Genomic DNA, 20,507 nt, shown 5'->3' with positions numbered 1-20,507 from the left:
AGGCCTTGTCGTTTCGCGCTGTTCAAGCAAGACGTAGATTGTAGTACGAATTTTATGAGTTGCGCAAGCGTTCGATCACAATTTCTTTTGGAAACAGTGCCAACACGGCATCAACGCTCGGGGTTTGCACCCGTCCGCACACCAATGCCCGCACCGGCATCGCCAAAAGCGGCATCTTCAGACCGTGCGCGGCGACGGTTTCCTTGATCGCAGCGGCAATGCCGACCTTGTTCCAGTCAATCTCCGCAAACTTAGCAGCCAAGGCTTGCAGCGCCGGTTTAACCGTTTCGGTGACATGCGCCGCCAGATCTTCAGCGCTGGGCTCAACCGGCGCGAAGTACATGCTCAGCCAGTCCGCCAATGCTACCGTGGTCGCGCAGCGGTCTTTGAAGAGCGCACACATGGGAACCAAGGCCTCAGCGTCGACATTCAGGCCCCGCTTAAGTAATTGAGCAGCTACCAGAACAGCCAATCGCTCGTCATCGGCTTGCTTGATGTACTGGCTGTTCACCCATTCCAGCTTGGCCGGATCCCATTGCGCCGGGCTCTTGCTCAGGTGCGTGCCGTCAAACCACGACACCAGTTGCTCGCGCGAGAACAACTCGTCATCACCGTGACTCCAACCCAGGCGCGACAGGTAATTCAACATCGCCTCGGGCAAATAGCCTGCATCTTCGTAAGCAGTCACGCTGACAGCGCCACGACGCTTGGACAGCTTCTGGCCGTCGTCACCCAGAATCACCGGCACATGACCGAAACGCGGCAATGGTGCACCGAGTGCGTTGAAGATATTGATCTGCCAGGGCGTATTGTTGACATGCTCATCGCCGCGGAAGACATGGCTGATGGCCATGTCCCAATCGTCGACCACGACGCAGAAGTTATAGGTCGGCACGCCATCCGGGCGCACGATGATCAGGTCATCGATCTCGCGGTTATTGATAGTGATCGGACCTTTGACCACATCATCCCAAGTCACATCGCCCTCAAGCGGATTCTTGAAACGCACAACCGCTTGCACGCCTTCGGGTGCTGCAGGCAAGACCTTGCCCGGCTCCGGCCGCCAGCGACGGTCGTAATGCGTTTTTTCACCGCGTGCGCGTTGGGCCTCACGCATTTCATCCAGCTCGGCCGGCGAGCAGTAGCAGCGGTAGGCCTTGCCCTCAGCAATCAACTGTTCCACCACGGCGCTATAGCGCTCCAGGCGCTGCATTTGATAGATCGGGCCTTCGTCATAGTCCAGACCCAGCCATTGCATAGAAGCAAGGATCTGCTCGACCGAATCCTGGGTCGAGCGTGCCACGTCGGTGTCTTCGATACGGAGCACAAACTTGCCGCCAAAGTGGCGCGCAAAAGCCCAGGAATACAGGGCCGTGCGGGCCGTGCCCAGGTGCAGGAAGCCGGTGGGCGATGGCGCAATACGCGTTCGGATGGGAGTGTTTGGATTCAGGCTCATAGGGCGGTCAAGGTAGAAAGTCCACGCAGCAAATCGTCGGTAATGTCGTCCACATGCTCAAGCCCCACGGCCAGGCGGATCAGCCCTTGGCTGATACCGGCGGCTTGGCGCTGAGCTTCGCTGAGGCGCCCATGCGAAGTGGTGGCCGGGTGCGTGATGATGGACTTGGTGTCGCCCAGATTGGTGGCGATGCTCAGCACGCGCGTGCTGTCGATGAGGTGGAAAGCGGCTGCTCGTGCGGCCTCGGGCGTCGCCGCCCGCAGCTCAAACGACAACACCGCCCCGCCCTGCCCCGATTGCTGACGCATCGCCAGCTCATGCTGGGGATGCGAAGGCAGCGAGGGGCAATAGACGCGAGCCACTTCGGGCCGGGCCTCCAGCCAACGCGCCACGGCCAGGGCCTGCTCGCTTTGCGCACGCATGCGCAGGCTGAGCGTCTCCAGACCTTTGAGAACAACCCAGGCATTGAACGGTGCGAGCGTCATGCCAACGGTGCGCAAGACCGGCGCAAAGATATCCTTGATCAGATGGTTGGGCCCACACAAAGCCCCCGCCATGACTCGGCCCTGACCATCCATATACTTGGTCGCCGAATGCATGATCAGATCCGCACCGAGCTTGGCCGGTTGCTGCAAGGCTGGCGTCGAATAGGTGTTGTCCACCACCAGCAAGGCACCGCACGCATGCGCTATATCGGCCAACGCCCGGATATCGCAAATCTCGGTGAGCGGGTTGGTCGGTGTCTCGGCAAAGAAAATGCATGTATTCGGACGAACTGCAGATTGCCAATCCTGCAAATCGGTCTGCGAAACAAAACTGGTCTCGACGCCGAATTTGCCGAACTCTTTGGCAAACAAATTGATGGTCGAGCCGAACACCGAACGCGAGCAAATCACATGGTCGCCCGCTTTGAGCAAGCCCATGCAAAGCAATAGGATGGCGCTCATGCCGGTCGAGGTGGCGATGGCGGCTTCCGTTCCCTCCATCGCGGCCAGACGCATCTCCAAGCTACGCACGGTCGGATTGCTGGTGCGCGAGTAGGTGAAATCCTCCGACGCGGCGAAGCGCTGTGCGGAAGTTTCGGCGTCGGGCTGCACATAGGCGCTGGTCAAGAACAGCGCTTCGGAGTTTTCGCCATGCTGGCTGGGCGCCAAGGCCGTGCGCACGGCCAAGGTCTCGGGGCGCAAACCGTCCGGCAACTGCGCGCGGGCCAAACGGCGGGCCGCGTCTTTGCTAACCGCGTTGCTCATCGGCCCTCACCCCCACTTTGCAAGGCCAGCCTTGTGCGCGCTGGGCCGTCTTCTTCTTCACCCTGGCTGCGCCGCTGCGCTTCGAGCTTGGCGAAGTCTTCAGCAGTCACATCACCGGTGACATAGACACCGTCAAAGCAAGAGGCCTCAAACCCCTGCAAGGCCGGCTGCAAGGCAGCGACAACACGCTTCATCGCATCAACATCTTGATAGATCAGGGCGTCGGCGCCGATGAACTGACGAATTTCCTCGTTGCTGCGATTGTGTGCCACCAACTCTTCGCTGGTCGGCATGTCGATGCCGTAGACATTGCGAAAGCGCACCGGCGGCGCTGCCGAGGCCAAATAGACCTTGCGTGCCCCGGCCTCACGCGCCATCTGCACGATTTCTTTCGAGGTGGTGCCGCGCACGATCGAGTCGTCAACCAGCAAGACATTGCGGTTTTTGAACTCCAAGCCGATCGCATTGAGCTTTTGGCGCACTGATTTTTTACGCTCGCCCTGGCCCGGCATGATGAAGGTGCGGCCGACATAGCGGTTTTTGACGAAGCCTTCCCGGTAAGGCTTGCCGATGCGGTGCGCCAGTTGCATCGCGGACGGCCGGCTGGACTCCGGGATCGGGATCACCACGTCGATATCGCTTGGCGGCATGGTGGAGATCAAACGCTGAGCCAGGGTCTCACCCATATTCAGGCGCGCTTGGTAGACCGAGATGCCGTCCATCACGGAGTCCGGGCGCGCCAGGTAAACGAACTCGAACATGCAGGGGTTCAGCGTGGGATTCTCAGCGCATTGCTGGGTGTGCAATTTGCCTTGCATATCGATGAACAAGGCCTCGCCGGGTGCAACATCGCGCGTCAATTTGAAGCCGGTGCCTTCGAGTGCCACGCTTTCACTGGCGACCATATGCTCGCCATCTTCGGCCTGACCGAAACACAGCGGGCGGATACCAAAGGGGTCGCGAAACGCCAACATGCCGTGACCGGCGATCAGCGCGATCACCGCATAAGAGCCCTTGATGCGCTTATGCACCGCGCTAACGGCCTTGAACATGCCTTCGGGGGTCAGCGGCGCGTCACGCACCACCTGCTCGATTTCATGCGCCAACACATTAAGCAGAACTTCCGAGTCGCTCTCGGTGTTGATATGGCGACGATCAATGTCGTACAGCTCGGTCTTCAAGCTTTGCGCATTGGTCAAGTTACCGTTGTGCACCAGCACCAGACCAAAAGGCGCGTTGACGTAGAAAGGCTGCGCCTCTTCTTCGTTATAGGCGTTGCCGGCGGTGGGGTAGCGTGTCTGCCCCAGGCCAATATTGCCGGGCAAGGCGCGCATATTGCGGGTACGAAACACGTCGCGCACCATGCCGCGGGCCTTGTGCATAAAGCATTTATTGCCTTGCATGGTGACGATGCCAGCGGCATCTTGACCGCGATGCTGCAAGAGCAGCAGGCCGTCATAGATCAGCTGGTTAACCGGTGAGCGAGAGATCACGCCGACGATGCCGCACATGGTATTTCCTTGTCTTGAGGGGACACAACAATATTCAGGGCCTGAGTAAAAACTCAGGCCGGGATCAATTTCAACAGCTCATCCGGCAAGGCTGGACGAACTTCATTCAGCACTTTTTGCAAGCCAGCGGCCAACTGTGAATCGTGCCAGCTTGACCAATCCTTGGCCGGCGTCATGCCCACCAAGACTGCCAAGATCAAGCACACCAGCAAACCGCGCAAAAATCCAAAAATACAACCCAACAAACGGTCCACCAGACTCAAAGGCGTGGCGTGAAGCAATGCCCGCACCAACTTTGCACCCAGGGTCCAGACCAGCAAAATCAATATAAAACTCAGGCACAAGCCCAGCACATGCAACAAGCTGGCCTCGAAACGTTGCTGCGGCAGCCATGACTCCACCAAAGGAGCCAAGATCGGCGCACCAAAATAAGCCATCAGCCAACCCGCGATCGACAAGAGCTCGAACACCAGACCGCGCCACAGACCCAGCAGGGCCGACACGGCCAGCAGGCCCACCAAGGCCCAGTCGACCCAACTCGTCACATTACTCAATCAAGGCCACCGCGCGACTCAAGCCGTTCTTCAAAGCGTCAGCACGGCGGGTGACAGGCCGCTGGCACGCAGTTTTGCGGCGGCCTTGTCGGCTTCTTCCTTGCTGGCGAAAGGTCCAACGCGCACCCGCACGCGCTTGCCTGCGGGCGTTTCAAGCACCTGCGTGTAGGTTTTCAAGCCCAGCTTTTCGACCTTCGCACGAACCTCTTGCGCTGCATTCGTATCGGCATAAGCCCCCACCTGAACGATCGCACGTTGCCCCGCTTCGGTGGCCTTGGTTTGTGCGGTCTTGCCCTCCAGCAAGAGTTGCACCCGTGCGGCCTCTTGCTGCGAAGCTGCCTTGTCGGGATGGTGCTCAGCGACTTTCTTGTCCGGCGCTTTGTCGCTGGACTTTGCCGAGGGCTTGGGCTCAGCCTTCGGCTCCGGCTTTGCATCTGCTTTCGCTTCGGTTTTGACTTCGGCTTTAGTTGCTTCGACCTTCGTTGTTTCGGTCTTCGTTGTTTCAGTCCTCGCAGCGCCGGCCACTGGCAGGGTAGCTACAAGCTCTTTGACCGGAGGCGCGGCGGCGTCTTGTTTGTGCGAACTGGCTGGCGGGACTGAGTTTTCAGCTGAGGCTCGGTCGGCCTGCTCGGTCGTGGCGGGCAGCGGCGGCAAGGCAGGCAGTTGCAACTGCGCGGGCGCTGGCACCCGCAGCGGCGGCACCGCCTCTTTGCCGGGAATGTCGATCGGCAAATCAACCGGAATCGGACGCGGCTGGGTCTCGAACAACAACGGAAACCCAATCACGCCCACGCCGACCAACAAGGCAGCTCCAATCAGCCGGTGACGCGCGCGCAGCCGCAAATGCTGCACGGCATCGGCCGCGTCGGCAACGGGTTTTGCACCCGACTTGGCAGATGATTTAGCGCCGGATGTTGCGGCCGAACTGGCTTCACCGCGTTTTAAAAAGGACAACAGACCCATGGCAAGAATGGCAGCGTGAGCCGGCTAGACGAGATGAAGCGAGATGACGCTAGACAAATAGGCTTCTTGCGGAAGCCTTGGAATCAAGACAAAGCAATGCTCGTTTGAGGCGGCTTGCCGGCCTGCAAACGCGGCACACCATTCTTGAGCACACCGCCTACGGTGTAGAAGGAACCGAAGACCAGAATTCTATCAGCGGGGTCGGCGCCAACAGCCGCTGCGGCCAGCGCATCGGCGGGGCTCGCGTGCACCTGCAGGCTCAATTCTTTCGGTGCTTTCAAGCTGCCGGCCGAACGAAGCTCCTCGAACTGTGCCAACAAGGCTTCGGCCTTGGCCGCACGCGGAATTTCAAGGTCACAAAAGTGCCATACATCGACCAGCGGCGCCATTTTTTGAAAAATGCCGGCCAAGTCTTTGTCCGCCATGGCGCCAAAAACCGCATGCGTGCGCGGAAAGAAACCCATTTGATCCAGGTTTTGCGCCAAGGCCGCCACCGCATGCGGGTTGTGCGCCACGTCCAGCACCAGATTGGGCTGACCTGCCAGCACTTGGAAACGCCCCGGCAACTCCACCATCGCCAAGCCATTGCGCACCGCCTGCGCACTGATGGGCAAGCGCTCGTACAAGACTTCAAACACCGCCAGCACGCCCGCCGCATTGAGCAACTGGTTGACACCCCGCAGCGCCGGGTAAGCCATGCCACTGAAGCGGCGCTCGCGGCCCGACCATTGCCATTGCTGGCGGTCGCCGCTGTACGTGAAGTCCCGGCCGAGCTGACGCAAATCGGCGCCGATCTCGGCAGCGCGTGCGGCCAGCGAGGCCGGCGGCACAGGGTCACTGACGACCACGGTGCGACCAGCCCGCATGATGCCGGCCTTCTCTCGCCCCACCGACTCGCGGTCAGGGCCCAAATATTCGGTGTGATCCAGATCGATGCTGGTGATGACGGCGCAATCGGCATCGACCACATTGACGGCGTCCAGGCGCCCGCCCAGACCGACCTCCAAAATCACCAGATCCAGCGGCTCGGCCGCCAAGCGCAGCATGATGGCCAGCGTCGTGAACTCAAAGTAAGACAGCGTCAAGTCGCCGCGCGCGCCTTCCACGGCTGCAAAGTAGGGCAACAAAGACTCGGCCGAGACTGATTCGCCGCCCACCCGGCAGCGCTCCTGGAAATGCACCAGATGCGGTTTGATGTAGAGGCCGACCCGGTAGCCGGCTTGCAAGGCAATCGACTCCAGCATCGCACAGGTCGAACCCTTGCCATTGGTGCCGGCCACCATCACCACCGGGGGTTCGAACTTCAGACCCAGGCGATCACGCAGCGTGATCACCCGATCCAGTGTCATGTCTATGGTTTTGGGATGCAAACGCTCGCAGTGCGCGAGCCATTCTTCTAAGCTGGTAGGCAACATATGTTTTGGCGCAAAACAAGACGGCCAGACCTTGTGGGCCTGGCCGCTGGGGATCATCAAAGCGAGAACAGGGAACCGATCAAGCGACCGCGTCCGAACTCATGCGCTGCAGCATGGCCAACTGGCGCGCCACGGTTTCGCGCAACTCGCGCCGGTCGACAATCATGTCGATCGCGCCCTTTTCCATCAAAAACTCGGCACGCTGGAAACCAGGCGGCAGCTTCTCTCGCACCGTGTTTTCGATCACGCGCGGCCCGGCAAAGCCGATCAAGGCCTTGGGCTCGGCCAGCACCACATCGCCAACGAAGGCGAAGCTGGCGGATACGCCGCCCATGGTTGGATCGGTCAAGATGCTGATGAAGGGCAGCTTGGCTTTGGCCAGACGGGTCAAAGACGCATTCGTTTTTGCCATCTGCATCAGGCTCAGCAAGCCCTCTTGCATACGCGCACCGCCGGTCGCGGTGAAGCAAATAAAGGCCGTCTTTTGCTCAATCGCCGTCTCGACGCCGCGCACAAAGCGCTCGCCGACCACCGAGCCCATCGAGCCCCCCATGAAGTTGAACTCGAAGCAGGCCGCCACCACGGGGATGGTCATCAAGGCACCGCCCACCACCACCAGCGCGTCGGTTTCGCCGGTTTGCTCCAGCGCATCCTTGAGCCGGTCGGGGTACTTCTTGCTGTCCTTGAACTTCAAGGCGTCGACCGGCAAAACCTCTTGACCGATCTCGTAACGGCCTTCGCCGTCGAGGAAAGCATTCAACCGAGCGCGCGCGCCGATACGATGATGGTGGCTGCACTTGGGGCAAACATTGACGTTCTGCTCCAGGTCGGTCTTGTACAAGACCGTTTCGCAAGACGGGCACTTGATCCACAAACCTTCCGGCACCATGCGGCGCTCGGTCGGGTCGGTTTGCTGCATCTTCGGCGGCAGAAGTTTTTCAAGCCAACTCACAAGCAGACTCCTTTTAACTTGATGATCGGTGGAGTTTCGAGCGCCTTAGGCGTCCAAAGCGCTCCGAATTTCGCGGATGAACTGAGCACCCGTCACCGCGACATTATCGCGCGGCTGGACCTCCAGCAGTTCAACCAGGCGCGAACCGATGACGACCGCATCCGAAACGTCGGCCACCGCGCGCGCCGTGGCCGCATCCCGAATGCCAAAACCCACACCGACCGGCACCGAAATGTGCCGCCGGATGCGCGGAATCATCTCGGCCACCGCCGCCGTGTTCAGGTGCCCGGCGCCAGTCACGCCCTTCAGCGACACATAGTAGACATAGCCGCTGGCAACCTCGCCGACGCGCTGCATGCGTGCGTCGGTCGAAGTCGGCGCGAGCAAAAAGATCGCGTCCATCTGCTGCGCCTTCAGCAAGGCGGCAAAACGCACGCATTCTTCGGGCGGGTAATCAACCACCAGCACGCCGTCCACGCCGGCTGCCTTGGCTTCCAGCACAAAACGATCCAAGCCAAAGCGCTCAATCGGGTTGGCATAACCCATCAAGACCACGGGCGTGGTTTGGTTGCGCTGGCGAAAGGCCTGCACATCGGCCAGGACCTGGGTCAGGCCAATGCCTGCCTTGACCGCCCGCTCGGCCGCGCGTTGAATCACCGGGCCATCGGCCATCGGGTCGGAAAACGGCACGCCCAACTCGATCACATCGGCGCCGGCGTCGGCCATCGCTAGCATCAACTCGACCGTCACATCGGGGAATGGATCACCGGCGGTGACGAAGGGGATCAAGGCCTTGCGGCCCTCAGCGGCAAGGCGTGCAAATGTCGCTTGAATGCGGCTCATGGCTGGACTCCATTCTTAGGCAAAGCCACAAGAACCTCAGCGCTCGCCGATTGACCCTTGACCGATTGACCCTTACAAGAAGGCCGACAGAAAAACTCGGCCTGCGACAGATCGGCGACCGTGCCGATGTCCTTGTCGCCGCGACCAGACAAATTGACCAAGAGATGCTGATCAGCCGGCAGACTTGGCGCCAGCTTCATCGCATAGGCCACCGCGTGGCTGGACTCCAGCGCCGGGATGATGCCCTCGGTGCGGCACAAGTGATGGAAAGCCGCCAAGGCCTCGGTATCGGTGACGCCGACATATTCGGCCCGACCGATGTCCTTCAGATAGGCATGCTCGGGGCCGACGCCGGGATAGTCCAGGCCTGCCGAGATCGAATGCGTTTCGATGATCTGCCCGTTGGCGTCTTGCAGCAAATAAGTGCGGTTGCCATGCAAGACGCCCGGGCTGCCGGCTGACAGCGTCGCGGCATGCTTGCCGCTCGCGATCCCCTCACCCGCCGCCTCGACGCCGATCAGCCTCGTGCCGGCATGGTCGATATAGGGATAGAAAATACCCATCGCATTGCTGCCGCCGCCGACACAGGCAATCACCGCATCGGGTTGGCGGCCAATCATCTCGGGCATCTGAACCAGGCACTCGTCGCCGATGACGCGCTGGAAGTCGCGCACCATCATCGGATAGGGATGCGGGCCGGCCACGGTGCCGATGATGTAAAAGGTCGACTCGACATTGGTCACCCAGTCACGCATCGCCTCGTTGAGCGCGTCCTTCAAGGTCTTGGACCCCGACTCGACCGCCACCACCCGCGCGCCGAGCAAATTCATGCGATAGACATTGGGCGACTGGCGCTTGATGTCCTCACTGCCCATATAGACCACGCACTCAATGCCGTAGCGTGCGCAGATCGTGGCCGTGGCGACACCGTGCTGGCCGGCGCCGGTTTCGGCGATCACGCGCTTTTTGCCCATGCGCTTGGCCAATAGCGCTTGGCCAATGGTGTTGTTGATCTTGTGCGCGCCGGTGTGGTTGAGGTCTTCGCGCTTAAGAAAGATCTGCGCGCCGCCGAGCTCGCGGCTGAGCCGGTCGGCGTGATAGATCGGGCTTGGGCGGCCGACAAAATGAGCCAGCTCTTTTTTGTACTCGGCAATGAAGTCCGGATCTTGGCTGTAATGCGCGTAGGCGCTGTTCAGCTCATCAAGCGCATGGACCAGGGTCTCGGCGACAAAGCTGCCTCCATAGGTCTGGCCCTTGACCGGACCGAAATGCCCTTGGGCATCGGGTTGGGAATAGTTACTCATGGGAATCTCTCAGATTTCGGGATTGCTCACCGCGAGATCTACAGCCACCTGCGCATCGGCGCGGGCCACAGCCTCACAGAACTCACGCATCAGCTCGGCGCATTTGAGGCCGCGTCCCTGCGCCTCTACGCCCGAGCTGACGTCAACGGCCCAGGGCCGCGCCTGCGTGATCCCAGCCAGCACATTTCCGGCATGCAACCCACCAGACAAAACGACTGGAGAGCCCAGGTTTTTTGGAATGAGTGACCAATCGAAGACCTTTCCACCACCGCCGTAGCCCTCGACATGAGCGTCGAGCAGAATCGCCTGGGCGGCTGAATATTGTTGAGCGTAGTCTAACAAATCAAAGCCGGGCTCCATGCGCGCGGCACGCATATAGGGTCGGCCCGGCCGTTCGCAATCTTGCGGCGACTCGTCCCCATGAAACTGCAAAAGCATAGTCGGCAAAGCTTCCAATGCGGCTTGTAGCTCGGCCTCGGTGGCGTTGACGAACAGGCCCACCGGCGTGACAAAAGGCGGCAACAAGCGCGCCAATTCGGCCGCCCGCGCGGGCGTGACATAACGCTTACTCTTGGCGTAAAAAACAAAGCCAATAGCGTCGGCGCCGGCGTCGACGGCGGCGAGCACATCTGCCTCACGGGTCAAGCCACAAATTTTGATGCGGGTTCTTTTCATGCTGTTTGAGGCGGGCCGGGCAGCCAAGCCATTGCTGAGGTTTGGCTAGGGATTTGGTACTCGCTGGCGTAATAGGGGCCGACGAAATAAAGGCCATCGGCGGGAAAGGTTGGTGCGGCGAACTTGCGGTCTTTGCCAGCCAAGACTGCAGCAAACCAGGCCTGGTCGCGTGTGCCGCGCCCCACCGCCAGCAAGCTGCCCATCAAATTGCGCACCATATGGTGCAAAAAGGCCGAACCGTCAAAGTCAAAACGCCAGTAGTCACCTTGCTGGGTGATGGTGATGCTGCGCATGGTCTTGACCGGCGAAGCGGCCTGGCATTCGGATGAGCGAAAAGCGCTGAAGTCATGCTCACCGAGGAGCAGGTCAGCGGCCTGACGCATCGCCGCCCCGTTGAGCGGGTAATGCACCCAGCCAACCGAGCCGGCCTCGATCGCCGGTCGCACCGGGGATTCCAGCAAGACATAGCTGTAACGGCGACCTTGAGCGGCAAAGCGCGCATGGAAGGGTTCCTCCGCGAACACGCACCATTGGATTGCCACATTGGTGGGCAGAAAACAGTTCGTGCCGCGCACCCAAGAAGCAGCGTCGCGGATCACGCCGGTGTCAAAGTGCACGACCTGATTCAAACCGTGGACGCCGGTGTCGGTGCGTCCGGCGCAGACGGTGCGAATATCGCTCGCGCTAAACTTCTTCAGCGCGGCCTCCAAGACATCTTGCACGGTTTGCCGGTCGGCTTGGGCCTGCCAGCCGTGATAGCCGCCACCACGGTAACTGACTCCCAAAACTACGCGCATCTCGCCTCACTCAATTGATGGCTCCACTATGAAAAAAGCGCCCGGCTCGGCGGGCGCTTTGCATTGTCGTGCATCAACGGTGTGAAATCCCGCCCTAGCGCAGATCGTTCAACATCGCCTGAGCCTTGTCGCGCAAGGGTCCGCTGGATTTGGAGATCAGCTCTTGCAGCACCTCGCGTGCACCCTCGGTGTCGCCGATCTGGCGGAACTCGTCGGCCAATTCCAGCTGGCGCATCAAAGGGTCACCGCCGTCTTCCATCACATCAAATGCGTCGGCCAAGGGGTCTGCTGCGGTTTGTTCGGGCTCCCCGGCCTTCATCAGCTCTTCAAACTCCGCGCCAAAATCACCGTCCATGGCGACCGATTCGGCCACCGGAATCGGCGCCTCGGGAGCCTGGGGCAATTCGGGCAAGGACAGATCAATCGAGCCGAGGTCGAAGTCGAGCGCATTGCCCGCATCGGCCGGCGCGGGGCGATTCGAGGCTTCGTCATCCAAGCTGCCGAAGTCGTCCAAATCAAACTCGAGCTCATTGCCGGCGGGCGCTGCACTTGCTGCAGCAGGCTCAGGGGGCGCTGGCGCAGGCGGCTCCGACAAGTCAAAGTCCATGGAAAACGGCGCTTGCTCCACCGTTGTCGTCATTGCCTGGGTGGCTTCCATTGCGGTCGGCGAAGCCGGCTCAGGCAGATCCAAATCCAGATCAAGGTCAAAACCGCTCATGGGCCCGGCATCGACCGCCGCGCTGCGACCGGCTGGCTCGGTCGCCAGGAGACCCACCGTGTTCGGCATATTGCTGGCGTCCGTCGGCTCGGGATGCGCTTCGCGGCCCTCGCTTTGCTGGCTTGGCATACCGCCGGGCTGATAGAGCGGATTTTCTGGATCGATCTGGCGGCCCAGTTCCTGGGCACGCGCCCAATCGTCGCCGCTCCCCTTGGTATCTGCAAAGAGCTGCAAAGCCAGTTGCTCGAAACCCTTGGTGTCGCGGCGTTTGGCATAGACCTCCAGCAGCTTGAGCCGGATCGCCATGCGCTCTGGCGTCGCACGCAAGGCTTCTTTAAGAATTTCCTCGGCCTGCAAATCGCGGCCATAGGCCAGGTAGACATCGGCCTCGGCCACCGGATCAACATCGCCGATCGCATCCAACTGGCTGAGCGAATAGTTCATCGACGAGGCCGCACCGGTGGCGTCACGCGTGTCGACGCGCTGGCCGCCGGTAGCTCCGAAGAAGGAGTCGGGCTGCAGACGGCTTTCATGGAAGCCGGTATCGGCCTTCGCAGCGGCCTTGCGGCCCCGCAAACGGTACCAGGTCAAGCCACCCACGGCGGCCAATAATGCGGCGCCCAAGGGCAAAGCCAAGGGGTTCTCAAGCAAGCCGGGTTCGGCCTCTTCCACGGGGATGGCGGCGCTGGCAGCCGATGCCCCTGATGCAGGCACAGGCGGCTTGGGGGCCGCCGCAGAAGCGACCGTGCTCGGCAGCGCAGGCACGGCGGAAGCTGCGGCAAGCGCAGGCACGACGGCAGGAATGGCGGCGGGAACCGCTGCAGGCGCAGAAGGGGCTGCAGCAACAGGGGCCGGCGCGGCCACCACAGCAGGTGCGGGCGAAGGTGCGGGCGCTGGTGCGGCTGAAGGGGCAGCCGAAGCCACGACGGCCGGCTTGGCGGCACTCGAGATTTTCTTCAGTTCTTCGACATTGCGCGTCAACTCGGCCATGCGAGCAGCCGCGTCTTTCTTTTCGGCTTCTTTGGACGCCTTAGCCACCTTGGCGTCAGCTGCGGCGCTGGCGGCCTTGCTAAGAGTGAGCTTGTCCGGTGTCGGCGCGGGCGCGGGCTTGCGATCTTCCACCGCCGCTTCTACCTTGCCCTTGGCCTGGCGCTCGCTTTGGTCAGTTTGCAGCGTCGGCGCTGCGCTGCTCAGGCGCAAGCGGTAGGCGCTGAAGTCTGCACTTTGGGCGCGAATGATTTGCCGCGCTTCGGTGGGCGAAGTGGCACCCAAGGTTTCACTGGACGGCACCTGCAAGACCACGCCGGTGCGCAGGCGGTTCATATTGCTGTCGAGGAAGGCATCCGGATTGTTGCGAAACAGGCCGACCAGCATCTGGTCGAGCGAGATGCCCTCGGGCTGCGTCTTGCCGGCAATGCGCGAGAGGCTGTCACCCGGCTTGACCTTGTATTCGGATGCCGCTGATGCCGCCGAAGCTGGCGCTGAAGCTGCCGAAGCCGCAGGCGCCAGGGCCGCAGGACGCGGCGCTGGCGCTGCTGTGGGCTGGGACGTAGCAGTCTCTCGGGATGGCCGAGCGGCTGGACTCAAGGAAGGAGTCTGCGCAGGGCTGGACGTCGGTACAGCAGGAATGAGGACGGGCGCGGCCGGCGCCGGCGCGGGCACTGCTTCGGTCTGTGCGAGGGGCGCAGGCGAGATGACCGGGGCGCTTGTCACCGCCGGAGCGGCGGCAGGCGCAGGGGCACTATTGGGTCGCGTCGCTGCGGGTGGATCAAACAGCAAGGTGTACTCACGCACCAGGCGTCCGTTCGCCCAAGTCAGCTCAAGAATCACGTCAACAAAGGGCTCTTGAACCGCGCGGTCGCTGCTGACGCGCAGGAAACTACGGCCGTCTTTTTTGACGACTTGCACCTGCGTGCTGGCCAATACTGCGTTGTACTCAACCCCTGTGGCGCGGTAGGACTCGGGCGGCGCGATACGCACCTTCAAGGAACCCGCCTCTTCGGCACTCAGGCTGGTGATATCGATTTCCGCCTTCAGCGTTTCGCCCAAGGCCGACTGCACCGACAAGCGCCCTAAGCCCAAGGCCCAGGCACCACCGCTGGAAGCAAGCAGCACAGCCGCAGCGATATGCGACAAAGCAAAACGGGAGAAAGCGCTGCGCCGCGAGCCCGGCACATGGGCACCGCCCGAGGGGATGCCAGAGCGATTGGCTGGGGCACTGTCCGTGCTGTCCATAGCGCAATAGTTTGTTTTCAAAGCGTTCCCCCAAGCGACAAGGCGGGCACCACCCGGTGTCCGCCTCTTTTGACGATGCTAACTTTCAACTTCACTGCGCTCACGATGCCATCCACATGCGCACTTCCGTTTGGAAATCCTAATAGAGGCAAGCATATACGCTTAGAAGCTCAGACAAAGGCTGAATAGCTCTGTAGACACCGCACTGATTCACCCCGTTACAAGCTTGTCGCGTGCCGGCAACGGGGTGCGCTGGCCATCAACGTGCCAGCAAGATCCTCAACATGCGGCGCAGAGGTTCGGCCGCGCCCCAGAGCAGCTGATCGCCAATGGTGAAGGCACCCACATACTCGGGGCCCATGGCCAGCTTGCGCACGCGGCCAACCGGAATCGTCATCGTGCCCGACACCGCCACCGGGGTCAGGTCTTGCACCGTCGCTTCGCGCGTGTTCGGCACCAACTTGACCCACTCGTTGTCCGCGGCAATCATCGCCTCGATGTCGGCCACCGGAACATCCTTCTTGAGCTTGAAGGTCAGCGCCTGGCTGTGGCAGCGCATGGCACCGACACGCACGCAGAAACCATCGACAGGAATAGCGGCCGAGCCAAAGCCCTCGCCCAGACCCATGATCTTGTTGGTCTCGGCCATGCCCTTCCATTCTTCCTTGGACATGCCATTGCCCAGATCCTTGTCGATCCAAGGGATCAGCGAGCCGCCCAGCGGCACGCCAAAGTTGGCGGTCTCGGCAGCGGTCAAGGCGCGCTGCTTGGCGATCAACTTGCGGTCGATCTCCAGAATGGCGCTCTTGGGGTCATCGAGCAAATCCCGGACCTCGGCGTTCAGCGTGCCGTACTGCGTCAGTAGCTCGCGCATATGCTGGGCGCCGCCGCCGGATGCGGCCTGATAGGTCTGCGTGCTCATCCACTCGACCAAGTCGGCCTTGTACAGCGCACCCACGCCCATCAACATGCATGAAACCGTGCAATTGCCGCCAATCCAGTTCTTGCCGCCCTTGGCCAGCGCGCTTTCAATAACGGGCAGGTTCACCGGGTCCAAGATGATGACGGCATCGGATTCCATGCGCAGCGTCGAGGCCGCGTCGATCCAGTGGCCACTCCAACCGGCTGCGCGCAGCTTGGGGAAGACTTCCGAGGTGTAGTCGCCGCCTTGCGCGGTGATGATGATGTCGCAGCGCTTGAGCTGCTCGATATCAAAAGCGTTCTGCAGCTTGGTTTCGTTTTTGGCAAACGATGGGGCCGCGCCGCCGGCATTCGAGGTGCTGAAGAACAGCGGCTCGATCAGGTCGAAGTCACGCTCTGCCGCCATGCGGTCCATCAGCACCGAGCCGACCATGCCGCGCCAGCCTACCAATCCAACTAGTGATGTCATTTTCTTGCGTCCTCTATCTATCTCAACTGTTTTGAGCTTCTTCTCCCCCGGCTTGTGTCGCCGGGGGGATAGGGGCGAGACAAACCGGAGCTGAACTAGCCCTTAATGGTTTTCGTCATGGCGATGTTGTCCGTCAAGGCCTTGACAACCGCATCACCCATCTCCCGCGTGCCCACTTTTTGGGTGCCCTCGCTCCAAATGTCTGCCGTACGCAGACCTTGAGACAACACCGATCCAACGGCCGCTTCTATTTTCGAGGCGGCTTCTGGTTGGTTGAGGGAGAACTTGAGCATCATGGCAGCGGAGAGGATTGTAGCCAAAGGATTGGCTATGCCCTTGCCTGCAATGTCGGGCGCGCTGCCGTGGCTGGGCTCGTAAAGCCCCTTGTTGTTCTTGTCCAACGAGGCCGAGGGCAACATGCCGATCGAACCAGTCAGCATCGCCGCTGCGTCGGACAAGATATCGCCGAACATATTGCCGGTCACCATCACGTCGAAACGCTTCGGCGCCTTGACCAACTGCATGGCGGCGTTGTCGACATACATATGGTCGAGTTCCACATCCGGATAGTCGGCATGCACCTCGATCATCACGTCCTTCCAGAACTGGAAGGTCTCCAAGACATTGGCCTTGTCGACCGAGGTCACGCGTTTTCCGCGCTTGCGGGCCGCCTGGAACGCCACATGGGCAATCCGCTCGATCTCAGGGCGCGAATAGCGCATGGTGTCAAACGCCTCTTCACTGCCGGGGAAATGCCCGTCCACGGCGGTGCGGCGCCCGCGCGGCTGGCCGAAATAGATGTCGCCGGTCAACTCACGGATGATCAGAATATCCAGGCCCGCCACCAACTCCGGCTTCAGGCTTGACGCATGCGTCAGCTGCTCATAGCAAATCGCCGGGCGGAAGTTGGCGAACAGTCCCAGATGCTTGCGCAGACCCAGAATGGCCTGCTCGGGGCGCAGGGGGCGATCCAGCTTGTCGTACTTCCAGTCTCCGACGGCGCCGAACAGAATCGCGTCGGCGTCCTTGGCCAGTTGCAGCGTCGAGTCGGGCAGCGGGTGGCCATGCAGCTCGTAGGCGGCGCCGCCAACCGGGGCGTGCTCCATCTCGAAAGGCAGATCCAGGACATTCAATACCTTGACCGCCTCGGCGACGATCTCAGAGCCGATGCCATCACCGGGAAGAATTGCGATTTTCATTTGCTGTGATTCCTCAGGCAATCAAACGGTTGTTCAGCCAGGGCTTGCTGGCCATGCGCTCGGCTTCAAAGGCCTTGATCTTGTCGGCGTGACGCAGCGTCAGGCCAATATCGTCAAAACCACCTAACAAGCAATACTTGCGGAAGGACTGAATCTCGAAAGGCAGCTCAGTTCCGTCGGCCTTGATCACCACCTGACGCTCAAGATCAATGGTCAATTGATAGCCAGGGAAGGCATGGACCTCGTCAAACAACTGAGCCACCTGAGCTTCCGGCAACTGAATCGGCAGGATGCCGTTCTTGAAACAGTTGTTGAAGAAAATGTCGGCAAAGCTCGGCGCAATCAAGGCCCTGAAGCCATATTGCTCCAAGGCCCAAGGCGCATGCTCGCGGCTGGAGCCGCAGCCGAAATTGCTGCGCGCCAGCAAGACCGAGGCCCCGGCATAGCGCGGCTGATTCAGCACGAAGTCCGGGTTAGGCCGGCGCGCGCTCGGGTCTTGACCCGGCTCGCCGGCGTCCAGATAGCGCCATTCGTCAAACAAGTTAGGGCCGAAGCCGCTGCGCTTGATCGACTTCAGGAATTGCTTGGGGATGATCGCGTCGGTGTCGACGTTGTCGCGATCCATCGGCGCGACCAGCCCCTTGAGGAGGGTGAATTTCTGCATAGTGAACCTCTTAAGGTCTAAATGACTACTACTTCTTCTTGGCGGTGTCTTCGATCTTCTCGCCGGCCTTTTGCAGGTCGCGGCCGATGCCACCAATGGTGTTGCAGCCGGCTAAAAATGCAAAGCCGAGGAGAAGAACTGCGAGCTTTTTCATATCAAGACTCCTGCTTATGAAATCAAACGCCGCACATCAACAAAATGGCCTTGCATCGCCGCCGCTGCGGCCATCGCCGGGCTGACCAGATGGGTACGGCCTCCGGCGCCCTGGCGCCCTTCGAAATTGCGATTGCTGGTCGAAGCGCAGCGCTCGCCCGGCTCCAGCCGGTCGGCATTCATCGCCAGGCACATTGAGCAACCCGGCTCGCGCCACTCGAAACCGGCCGCCTTGAAGATCACATCCAGCCCTTCGGCTTCGGCCTGCGCCTTGACCAGGCCCGAGCCCGGCACCACCAGCGCCAAGCGCACATTGGCGGCCAACCTGCCCCCGATGCGGCGCACGACGGCAGCCGCATCGCGCATGTCTTCGATGCGGCTATTGGTGCAGGAGCCGATGAAGACCTTGTCGATGTGGATGTCGCTTATCGCCTTGTTGGGCTCCAGGCTCATGTATTGCAGCGCCCGCTCGATCGCGCCGCGCTTGACGGCATCCTTCTCCTTGTCGGGGTCGGGCACGCGCTCGTCCACACCCAAGACCATCTCGGGCGAGGTGCCCCAGGTGACTTGCGGGCGAATCTGCGCCGCGTCCAAGTCCACCACCAAGTCGAACTTGGCGCCGGCGTCCGAATGCAGGCCGCGCCAGTAGCTAACGGCCTGCTCCCACTCCACACCGGTCGGCGAGAAAGGCCGGCCTTTGCAGTAGTTGATGGTGGTGTCGTCCACCGCGATCAGGCCGGCGCGAGCGCCCGCTTCAATCGCCATATTGCAGACCGTCATACGCCCTTCCATGCTCAAGGCACGGATGGCGGCGCCGCCAAACTCGATCGTGTAGCCGGTGCCGCCTGCTGTGCCGATCTTGCCAATGATGGCCAAGACGATGTCCTTAGCGCCGCAGCCGCGCGGCAGCACGCCTTCGACCCGCACCAGCAGATTCTTGGCCTTGCGTGCCAGCAGCGTCTGCGTGGCCAACACATGCTCGACCTCGGAGGTGCCGATGCCATGCGCCAGCGCGCCAAACGCGCCATGCGTGGAGGTGTGGCTGTCGCCGCAAACAACGGTCATGCCGGGCAACGTGGCGCCCTGCTCCGGGCCGATCACGTGGACGATGCCTTGGCGCTTGTCGTTCATCTTGAACTGCGTCACTTGGTGGCGATCGCAGTTCTGATCCAGCGTATCCACTTGCAGCTTGGAGACCGGGTCGGCAATGCCTTCGCTGCGGTCGGTCGTCGGCACATTGTGGTCACTGACCGCCAAGTTCGCGGATAAACGCCAGACTTTGCGATGGGCCAAATCCAGGCCCTCAAAAGCCTGCGGGCTGGTCACCTCATGCAACAGATGGCGGTCGATATAGAGGGTGGCGGTGCCATCCTCCTCGGTGTGGACGACATGTTCATCCCAGAGCTTGTCGTAGAGCGTGCGTGCGGTCATGGCTAGTCCTTTTCAGTTCTCGATTTTCTGCGGGCAGAGCGCATCAACAAAATGCTGCACCACGGCGGGCAGGCGTTCTTGGGCGGCAACGCCCAGACAATATTCACGTTCGGCCCAGCGCTCATCCAGCGTCAGAAGGCTGACCTCAAAGACGCGCGAAAAGCGCTCCGCCGGCACGGCCGGCAAGACAGCCACGCCCAGGCCGGCTTCGACCAATTGGGCAATCGCGTCGAAGCCGCGCACGGCCAAGCGCGCATTCAGCGTGCGGCCCAGCAGCAACGCTTGCTCGCGCATCAACTGTTGCGCCGATGCGCCGGCATGCAAGCCGACCAGGTCGAAGTCCAGCAGATCTTTGAAACTGACCGAGGCGCGGCCTGCCAAGGCGTGTCGCTTCGGGATCAACACGCCTAAGCGGCTGCTGCGGTAGGGCCAAGTCTGCAGGCGGTTGTCCAGCAAAGGGCTAGTGAACACGCCGACATCGGCGCGCCCTTCGGCCACTGCCGCTTGCACTTCGGCGCTGGTCAGGTCCTCCAGGCTGATACGAATTTGGGAGTGCGCCTGACTGAACGCAGCCAAATCAGGCGGCAGGCATTCGGCAATCGCACCGCTGTTGGCTGCGATGCGCAAATGGCCCTTGATGCCGCGCGCAAACTCCACCACCTCGCTCTCCAGCGCGTGCAGCGAGGCATGCAGCGAGCGGATATGGCGCACCAGCGCCCGGCAGGCCTCGGTCGGCTCGACGCCGCGCGAGCGTCGCTCGAACAACTGCACGCCAAGCCTGGCCTCCAGATCCGACACCCGCTTGCTCGCCGCCGCCAACGCCAAATTCTCCTGCTGCGCCCCGCGCGTGATCGAGCGCGTTTGCTCGATCGCGAGCACAAGGTTGAGGGAGGTCAGGTCAAGCCGCATGGCTCGACTTTAACCCTTCGCAATCAAACTCAATTGACTTGAATTTTCAATTCAGTCTTCGCAATACACGAAATCACGCGCTAATGAA

The 20,507-nt window shown here is 61.2% G+C and carries 18 protein-coding genes; all 18 read right to left on the bottom strand.

The features are described 5' to 3' along the window. Window positions 1-52: 52 nt before the first annotated feature. The 18 genes from gltX to LNV08_RS19390 all read right to left on the bottom strand — a co-directional run bounded on the left by gltX (window position 53) and on the right by LNV08_RS19390 (window position 20,419). Window positions 53-1,456, bottom strand: a complete 1,404-nt coding sequence (gltX, locus tag LNV08_RS19475) for a glutamate--tRNA ligase (protein ID WP_263535408.1) — start codon at window positions 1,454-1,456, stop codon at window positions 53-55. Then, entirely contained in the window at window positions 1,453-2,706 is a 1,254-nt protein-coding gene (locus LNV08_RS19470; protein ID WP_263535407.1) for an O-succinylhomoserine sulfhydrylase, read from the bottom strand. The genes gltX and LNV08_RS19470 overlap by 4 nt, the downstream gene beginning before the upstream one ends. Then, window positions 2,703-4,217 (bottom strand): amidophosphoribosyltransferase, encoded by a 1,515-nt coding sequence (purF, locus tag LNV08_RS19465; protein WP_263535406.1) that lies wholly within the window; start codon window positions 4,215-4,217, stop codon window positions 2,703-2,705. The genes LNV08_RS19470 and purF overlap by 4 nt, the downstream gene beginning before the upstream one ends. 53 nt (window positions 4,218-4,270) lie before the next feature. Beyond that, window positions 4,271-4,762 (bottom strand): CvpA family protein, encoded by a 492-nt coding sequence (locus LNV08_RS19460; RefSeq protein ID WP_263535405.1) that lies wholly within the window; start codon window positions 4,760-4,762, stop codon window positions 4,271-4,273. A 39-nt stretch (window positions 4,763-4,801) separates the two neighbouring features. Then, the gene (locus LNV08_RS19455; protein ID WP_263535404.1) at window positions 4,802-5,734 is read right to left on the bottom strand and encodes an SPOR domain-containing protein; all 933 of its coding nucleotides are present in this window, start codon (window positions 5,732-5,734) and stop codon (window positions 4,802-4,804) included. A gap of 83 nt (window positions 5,735-5,817) precedes the next feature. Continuing rightward, window positions 5,818-7,149 (bottom strand): bifunctional tetrahydrofolate synthase/dihydrofolate synthase, encoded by a 1,332-nt coding sequence (folC, locus tag LNV08_RS19450; protein ID WP_263535403.1) that lies wholly within the window; start codon window positions 7,147-7,149, stop codon window positions 5,818-5,820. 79 nt (window positions 7,150-7,228) lie between these two features. Further along, window positions 7,229-8,101, bottom strand: coding sequence for an acetyl-CoA carboxylase, carboxyltransferase subunit beta (gene accD, locus LNV08_RS19445; protein WP_263535402.1), 873 nt, complete (start codon window positions 8,099-8,101; stop codon window positions 7,229-7,231). Between the two features lie 45 nt (window positions 8,102-8,146). Further along, window positions 8,147-8,944, bottom strand: coding sequence for a tryptophan synthase subunit alpha (gene trpA / locus LNV08_RS19440; protein WP_263535401.1), 798 nt, complete (start codon window positions 8,942-8,944; stop codon window positions 8,147-8,149). Beyond that, the gene (gene trpB / locus LNV08_RS19435; protein WP_263535400.1) at window positions 8,941-10,248 is read right to left on the bottom strand and encodes a tryptophan synthase subunit beta; all 1,308 of its coding nucleotides are present in this window, start codon (window positions 10,246-10,248) and stop codon (window positions 8,941-8,943) included. Before trpB ends, trpA begins: the two co-directional genes overlap by 4 nt. A gap of 9 nt (window positions 10,249-10,257) precedes the next feature. After that, on the bottom strand, window positions 10,258-10,923 hold the full coding sequence (locus LNV08_RS19430) for a phosphoribosylanthranilate isomerase (RefSeq protein ID WP_263535399.1): 666 nt from the start codon (window positions 10,921-10,923) through the stop codon (window positions 10,258-10,260). Next, window positions 10,920-11,720, bottom strand: coding sequence for a tRNA pseudouridine(38-40) synthase TruA (truA, locus tag LNV08_RS19425; protein WP_263535398.1), 801 nt, complete (start codon window positions 11,718-11,720; stop codon window positions 10,920-10,922). The genes LNV08_RS19430 and truA overlap by 4 nt, the downstream gene beginning before the upstream one ends. 94 nt (window positions 11,721-11,814) lie before the next feature. Beyond that, window positions 11,815-14,673, bottom strand: coding sequence for a FimV/HubP family polar landmark protein (locus LNV08_RS19420; RefSeq protein ID WP_263535397.1), 2,859 nt, complete (start codon window positions 14,671-14,673; stop codon window positions 11,815-11,817). 259 nt (window positions 14,674-14,932) lie between these two features. Further along, window positions 14,933-16,063: an aspartate-semialdehyde dehydrogenase gene (gene asd, locus LNV08_RS19415; protein WP_263535396.1), complete on the bottom strand. Its 1,131-nt coding sequence runs from the start codon at window positions 16,061-16,063 to the stop codon at window positions 14,933-14,935. A 95-nt stretch (window positions 16,064-16,158) separates the two neighbouring features. Further along, entirely contained in the window at window positions 16,159-17,262 is a 1,104-nt protein-coding gene (gene leuB, locus LNV08_RS19410; protein WP_263535395.1) for a 3-isopropylmalate dehydrogenase, read from the bottom strand. Between the two features lie 13 nt (window positions 17,263-17,275). Further along, window positions 17,276-17,926 (bottom strand): 3-isopropylmalate dehydratase small subunit, encoded by a 651-nt coding sequence (gene leuD, locus LNV08_RS19405; RefSeq protein WP_263535394.1) that lies wholly within the window; start codon window positions 17,924-17,926, stop codon window positions 17,276-17,278. Between the two features lie 28 nt (window positions 17,927-17,954). Next, complete coding sequence (locus LNV08_RS19400; RefSeq protein ID WP_263535393.1) at window positions 17,955-18,080, bottom strand: entericidin A/B family lipoprotein; 126 nt, start codon at window positions 18,078-18,080, stop codon at window positions 17,955-17,957. 14 nt (window positions 18,081-18,094) lie between these two features. After that, entirely contained in the window at window positions 18,095-19,510 is a 1,416-nt protein-coding gene (gene leuC, locus LNV08_RS19395; protein WP_263535392.1) for a 3-isopropylmalate dehydratase large subunit, read from the bottom strand. Between the two features lie 12 nt (window positions 19,511-19,522). Beyond that, window positions 19,523-20,419, bottom strand: a complete 897-nt coding sequence (locus tag LNV08_RS19390) for a LysR family transcriptional regulator (RefSeq protein ID WP_263535391.1) — start codon at window positions 20,417-20,419, stop codon at window positions 19,523-19,525. Between the last annotated feature and the right edge of the window lie 88 nt (window positions 20,420-20,507).

Origin of the sequence: Paucibacter sp. TC2R-5 (assembly GCF_025717605.1) — a bacterium.
GTDB lineage: Bacteria > Pseudomonadota > Gammaproteobacteria > Burkholderiales > Burkholderiaceae_C > Paucibacter_A > Paucibacter_A albus.
Note: the sequence above shows the minus strand (reverse complement) of the source record. Positions and strands in the feature narration are given on the sequence as shown.

What these genes read in the sequence shown, in the direction of transcription:
- LNV08_RS19400 (WP_263535393.1), bottom strand. Translation starts at nt 18,080, where the DNA reads ATGAAAAAGCTCGCAGTTCTTCTCCTCGGCTTTGCATTTTTAGCCGGC.
- LNV08_RS19430 (WP_263535399.1), bottom strand. Translation starts at nt 10,923, where the DNA reads ATGAAAAGAACCCGCATCAAAATTTGTGGCTTGACCCGTGAGGCAGAT.
- asd (WP_263535396.1), bottom strand. Translation starts at nt 16,063, where the DNA reads ATGACATCACTAGTTGGATTGGTAGGCTGGCGCGGCATGGTCGGCTCG.
- LNV08_RS19390 (WP_263535391.1), bottom strand. Translation starts at nt 20,419, where the DNA reads ATGCGGCTTGACCTGACCTCCCTCAACCTTGTGCTCGCGATCGAGCAA.
- folC (WP_263535403.1), bottom strand. Translation starts at nt 7,149, where the DNA reads ATGTTGCCTACCAGCTTAGAAGAATGGCTCGCGCACTGCGAGCGTTTG.
- LNV08_RS19455 (WP_263535404.1), bottom strand. Translation starts at nt 5,734, where the DNA reads ATGGGTCTGTTGTCCTTTTTAAAACGCGGTGAAGCCAGTTCGGCCGCA.
- leuC (WP_263535392.1), bottom strand. Translation starts at nt 19,510, where the DNA reads ATGACCGCACGCACGCTCTACGACAAGCTCTGGGATGAACATGTCGTC.
- purF (WP_263535406.1), bottom strand. Translation starts at nt 4,217, where the DNA reads ATGTGCGGCATCGTCGGCGTGATCTCTCGCTCACCGGTTAACCAGCTG.
- trpA (WP_263535401.1), bottom strand. Translation starts at nt 8,944, where the DNA reads ATGAGCCGCATTCAAGCGACATTTGCACGCCTTGCCGCTGAGGGCCGC.
- leuB (WP_263535395.1), bottom strand. Translation starts at nt 17,262, where the DNA reads ATGAAAATCGCAATTCTTCCCGGTGATGGCATCGGCTCTGAGATCGTC.
- truA (WP_263535398.1), bottom strand. Translation starts at nt 11,720, where the DNA reads ATGCGCGTAGTTTTGGGAGTCAGTTACCGTGGTGGCGGCTATCACGGC.
- leuD (WP_263535394.1), bottom strand. Translation starts at nt 17,926, where the DNA reads ATGCAGAAATTCACCCTCCTCAAGGGGCTGGTCGCGCCGATGGATCGC.
- trpB (WP_263535400.1), bottom strand. Translation starts at nt 10,248, where the DNA reads ATGAGTAACTATTCCCAACCCGATGCCCAAGGGCATTTCGGTCCGGTC.
- gltX (WP_263535408.1), bottom strand. Translation starts at nt 1,456, where the DNA reads ATGAGCCTGAATCCAAACACTCCCATCCGAACGCGTATTGCGCCATCG.
- LNV08_RS19420 (WP_263535397.1), bottom strand. Translation starts at nt 14,673, where the DNA reads ATGGACAGCACGGACAGTGCCCCAGCCAATCGCTCTGGCATCCCCTCG.
- LNV08_RS19470 (WP_263535407.1), bottom strand. Translation starts at nt 2,706, where the DNA reads ATGAGCAACGCGGTTAGCAAAGACGCGGCCCGCCGTTTGGCCCGCGCG.